General features: G+C 67.8%; 5 protein-coding genes. 2 read left to right on the plus strand and 3 right to left on the minus strand.

The window, feature by feature from the left end; genetic code table 11:
* The coding region (locus EK403_RS22115) for a hypothetical protein (RefSeq protein ID WP_164919460.1) at positions 1-832 on the minus strand (832 nt) is incomplete at its 3' end.
* A gap of 1,027 nt (positions 833-1,859) precedes the next feature.
* Between EK403_RS22115 and EK403_RS01850 the strand changes: the two genes are divergently transcribed.
* Together EK403_RS01850 and EK403_RS01855 are read left to right on the plus strand one after the other, a co-directional pair.
* Positions 1,860-2,321 carry a hypothetical protein gene (locus EK403_RS01850; RefSeq protein ID WP_128775788.1) on the plus strand — a complete coding sequence of 154 codons (462 nt, stop codon included), beginning with the start codon at positions 1,860-1,862 and terminating at the stop codon, positions 2,319-2,321.
* A gap of 219 nt (positions 2,322-2,540) precedes the next feature.
* On the plus strand, positions 2,541-2,732 hold the full coding sequence (locus EK403_RS01855; RefSeq protein WP_128775789.1) for a hypothetical protein: 192 nt from the start codon (positions 2,541-2,543) through the stop codon (positions 2,730-2,732).
* Positions 2,733-3,476: 744 nt separating this feature from the next.
* On the opposite strand, the gene EK403_RS01860 is transcribed toward EK403_RS01855, so the two are convergent.
* Together EK403_RS01860 and EK403_RS01865 are read right to left on the minus strand one after the other, a co-directional pair.
* On the minus strand, positions 3,477-3,962 hold the full coding sequence (locus EK403_RS01860; RefSeq protein ID WP_128775790.1) for a peroxiredoxin: 486 nt from the start codon (positions 3,960-3,962) through the stop codon (positions 3,477-3,479).
* A 68-nt stretch (positions 3,963-4,030) separates the two neighbouring features.
* On the minus strand, positions 4,031-4,763 hold a 733-nt coding region (locus EK403_RS01865), incomplete at its 5' end, for a protein-disulfide reductase DsbD domain-containing protein (RefSeq protein ID WP_128775891.1).

Below are 4,763 nucleotides of genomic sequence, written 5' to 3' on the forward strand. Positions count from 1 at the left end.
CGAGCAGGCCGGAACGGCGCTCTGCCAAGCGAAACAGGCCGTCATCGAACCCCCAAGCGAGCGGCCAGCGGCCGAGGCCGCCGCGCCGGTTGCGGACAAGCTCGGCGAGCGCCTGAGGCCGCCCCCAGCCGTCGCCCTCCTCCAATGGGTCGCGCCGCGCTTCGTCTTCCGCAGAAGCGCGCCAGCCTGAGGACAGCGGCGCGAGCCGCCAACGCGTCTCCGCGGCCGAGAACCCGGCGGGCAGGGGCGAGGCGCGCGCCGGCCCGGAGGCGGCGCCCGACGCCGCCCTGGGCGGCGCGGACAGAAGCAGCATCAGGGCGAGCGCGCCTGAGCGCCCGGCCGCGAGCGCGAGCCTGCGGCCCGCCACGCGGTCGAAGCCCGCCATCGCGCCGAAGGGCTCGATCACCACGGATGCGAGCGCCCCTGAGCCGAGTCCGACCTCCGCGGCCTTGAGCGCCGAAGCGAGGTCCGGGGCCCTGACCAGGACGAGTCGCGACGGGTCGAGCCCTGCCGCACCAAGGCCCGGCCCCCAGATTTCGCCATTCTCGCGCGCCGCCATGTCCAGCCTGATCCACAGCGCCGCCCTCCTTGTCCCGGCGGCCGCACGCCCTGCGAGCGCGGCCGCGAATCCCGTGACCGAAGCGGCCCCCGCCGCCGAGGCCGCGGTGACCGCATGCAGCGTCCCGCGGCGAAGGCCGCCGCCGAGCGCGACGTCGGGCCCCGAGGGCCCGAGCGCGATCCGCCGCCCGGCCGCCCGGATGTCGACGCCGCCCGCCTCGATGCGCGCGACAGCCGCCCGCAGCGCCGCAAGCGTCTCCGCCGCAGCCTCCATGAAGTCCGCTCTCGCTGTTAAGTTCCTGTTTTGTTCTTTTTAGGAACGGAGCCGCCGGTGAGTCAAGTCGCCGCAGAAAGGGGTAGTGTCTCAGTTTGAATTTTAGCCCCCGGAAGGCGCTCCGAATGACGGGTGGGCGGGGCAAAAAATCGGGCGGCCCGCAGCAGATTGATTTTGCGGATCGATGCGCGAACCATTTGCTCGCAAGCGCGTATGTCCCGTCAGAGGTAGCGGGGGCGGCATGGCGTTTACGATCTCGTTAAAATATGATGGGCAGCCCATCGAGGTAGGGGCCTCCTCGTTTGAGCATGCGCTTGAGATCGTCAGCGCTTTGGAGGCCGCAGGCGTTGCGAACGTCGCCGTGACGCCCTTGGAAGACGCCTTGCTTCTGACATTCGGAAAGTAACCGTGTGTCCTGCCGCTATAGAGCTCGTCGACGGACCCGCTGGAGCATAGCTTCGCGAAAGGGCTCATCAGACGCGGCACGAAAAGTCCCAGGCCGGCGGCTTCCGCGACAGAGCGCAGGCCTAAAGACAGCCGCTATGCCTTGCTCGTCGCGTCTTCGACAGGCGGCTAGGCCGACGCCAAATAAGCACATCACTCTCTCATCTAAACATTCTGCGCCCGGCCGCGGCTTCGACCGGGCAGCACGCTTCACGTTCAACATTGGCGATCTGTAAGTACTAGTACAGACGCGCAGAGCATTACACTCAGCGATGGTCGAAGGGTCACTGCGTTGGGGGCGGTTATGCGGACGGCTTTCCTTTTAGGCGCAATCATCGTCTCTCTGTTCATAACCCCAGCGTCCCGCGCGCAGTCTCCGATCCCGGAGCTGATCTTCAGCCCGATTCAACCGTGCCGCGCCTTCGGATCGATGCAGGTCCCTACGGGGCAGACGAGGACGTTCCGGATCACCGGCGCCAGCAGCTTTGCGTTCCAGGGAGGCCCTGCCAAAGGATGCGGCGTCCCAGCGTCGGCCAGAGCCGTCGCGATCTCGCTGTCCGCACGGTCCTCAAGCGCCGGCTATTTGACGGCCTTCGCACAGGGGACGACCCGGCCCGGCACGAATTCGGCGAGCTTCGCGGCGAACCAGACGCAGACCACGGGCGCGGTCGTGGCGCTGGGGCCGACGGGACAAATCGCGGTCAACGTCAGCCAGACCGCGACGCTATACGGCGACGTGACGGGTTACTACGCGCCCCCCATCCAAGGGAACTACTCGACAGATTTCGGCACCGGCGAGCCCATCTTTCAAACCAGCGCACGCATCTTGTCGGCGAGCCGCGCCAGCCAAGGCACCTTCGACTTCAGAATCGACCGGCCGGTCGCCGGATGCCTTGTTTTTGGAACGACTAATGAGCCAGGATATACTGTAAACGGCTACCAACTGTCTACCTACATCATCCAAATACAAGTTCTTGGCCGCGATGAGCGCTTCGGAATATTTCCAGTCGACAGTGTGTTCTTCAATTTTCAAATTCTTTGTTGAATGCTCACCATGAGATTATCTTACAAGAAACTCTCCGATGCGCGTCGCTCGACATTAATGGACGGACCGTGGCTGGCGAGAGGATGCTCGCTGTCGGAGACCAGCCTCACTGCGTTGCCGACAGCAGATTTCCAAGCCGGGGATCCTGCTGAACACCGCACGCCTTTTTGCGGAACGTTGGCTTGCGCCGGTCGTTGCGCCCTCATGAAAAATCCATGGATGAGCATGTGGCTGAGCGCAGCCAACACCTACGCCAGCGCGGGTCGCGGACTCGTGGCGGCCGAGACGAAGCGAACCCAGAACGCCGTCGCCCAGGACATGACGCGGCAGGCCATGGCGTTTTGGTTCCCCTGGAGCGCGGAGGCCGCGAAGCCGAAGCCCAGGGCGCGCCGGAGAATGAAACGCTCCTAGGGATCGGCGCGGCGCCAAGGAACCAAAGCGGCCCTCGCGACCCCTGCAGCTTCCAGGCGCGGGGATCGCAGACACGCCCCGCCGGGAGAAGCCGGATCAGCAACCCTTCGTAACGCGGCGTGATCCCGAAAGCGCGCCGGCGGCGTTGCCCCGTCAAGTCCGCTGCCTAGTTCGATCAGCACGCCGCGTCGCGATTCCCGCCCCTCTCGCAGCGCGGCCAGGCCGAAGGACTTCTGGTCCCGAGGCTGCCTTTCCCGTGCGTCCCCGTCGCGCTTCAGCCAATCAGGCGCGGCGGGGAGCCGCTCCAGGGCGGGACAAGATCGACGGCGCGCCGTCATTTCCTGTGAGAAAAATAAGAATTCTTCCAAAGAAGCTCTTTTCCCGGCCCCCGCCTGCGCCATAACCGCATCGCTTCGCGCTCGGCCCCCGTCTCGAACGACGCCGGAAGGATACCCGCCCCTCTTCTTCCGGAACGGCAAGAAGCAAGGCCCGCGCCGTGGGGGACGGTTCGGGCCGCTCATTCCTGAACCGCCCCGTCGCGCCTCTTGCAGCCAGGCGCGACGGGGACGGCCGGAAATGACCGCGCCGCCCCTCTCGCTCTCGATGGAGCGCACTGCGGAGCGCCATTCCCGTCCAGACCATAGTCGGCGATCGCCGAATGCAAAAGCTCGCCGCGCCGGGTCCCAGCCGCGCGGATGATGTGATTAGACGATCAACAAGGGAAGCGGCGGGGGCTCAACCGCCTCAGAGCGCCGCCAGCGTCTTCTCGGCGCTCGAGAGATCCGCCTTGCCGGGCGAGTCCTCGACCGCGAGATGCGTCACCACCATGTCGTCCAGCACCATGGCGTAGCGCTTGGAGCGCAGGCCGAGCCCGCCGCCCGAGGCGTCGAGATCAAGGCCGATCGCCTTGGCGAAGTCGCCATTGCCGTCGGAAAGGAACTCGATCTTGCCCTTCGCCCCGGTGGCCTGAGCCCAGGCGTCCATCACGAAGACGTCGTTGACGGCGGTGACCGCCACCATTTCGACGCCTTTGTAGGCGAGCGCTTCGAGATAGGCGAGATAACCCGGCAGGTGGTTCTTGTGGCAGGTCGGCGTGAAGGCGCCGGGCACTGCGAACAGCACGGCCTTCTTGCCCGCAAACACGTCCTCGGTCATCAGCGTTTCGGGACCGTTCTCGCCGAGACGGCGGAACGTGGTGTTGGGCAGGCGCGCGCCGACCTCGATCGTCATGGCTTCCGGTCTCCTGGAAAGGCCGCGCGCACCCCGGCGGCGGCCCGATGGACGTCTCGCGAGGAGCTTTACGGCCTGGCCGCGATGGCGTCGAGGGGAACCGGAGTCTCGACCGCGCGGCCGCCGGAGGCGAGCGTCAGCCTGAGACCGCTGGCCGGGAGCTCCGTCTCGTCGAACGCCATGCGGAAGGTCGCGCGGCCGCCGGACTGGCGGCCGATGAGCTCGGGGGCCGGCGCGAAGTCGCCCTCGCCGGTCTCGGCGAACAGCTCCGGCTCGGGCCCGTCGGGCGCCGAGACCGCGATCTCGAGCGCGGCCCCGCCTTCCGCGGTCGCGCCGGCGCGGCGGACGGCCACGACCGAAAGCGGCCCGGCCCCGCCGAGCGCCGCCGGCTTCGGGGCGGCGTCAGCGGCGCGCCGCACCTCGTCGGCTTCCGGCCCGGCGCCGTTCTCGGAGGGCGACAGCTCGAGCTCCGCCTCCGCCCGGATCGGCACGCAGACCGCCTCGCACACGCCGTAATCGGCCACGACCCTGAGCTCGACCGGCGCCTGCGGGTCCTTCGGACGCACCGTCACGGGCAAGGTGACGACCCCGTGATAAACATTGGTCACGCCGTCGGCGTCCGCCGAACGTTCCGGCGCGGGATAGGCGACGCGCGCCTCCGCGACATTGTCGGACCCCGAGAAGTCGAAGCGCGGCGGGACGCCGCTCGCGCCCGGCTGGCGCCAATAGGTCTTCCAGCCCGGGTCGAGCTGGATCGAGATCGCGGCGAGCCGCGCGCCCCCGCCCGCCGGACCGGCGTCG

Source organism: Hansschlegelia zhihuaiae (assembly GCF_004103825.1).
Taxonomy (GTDB): domain Bacteria; phylum Pseudomonadota; class Alphaproteobacteria; order Rhizobiales; family Methylopilaceae; genus Methylopila; species Methylopila zhihuaiae.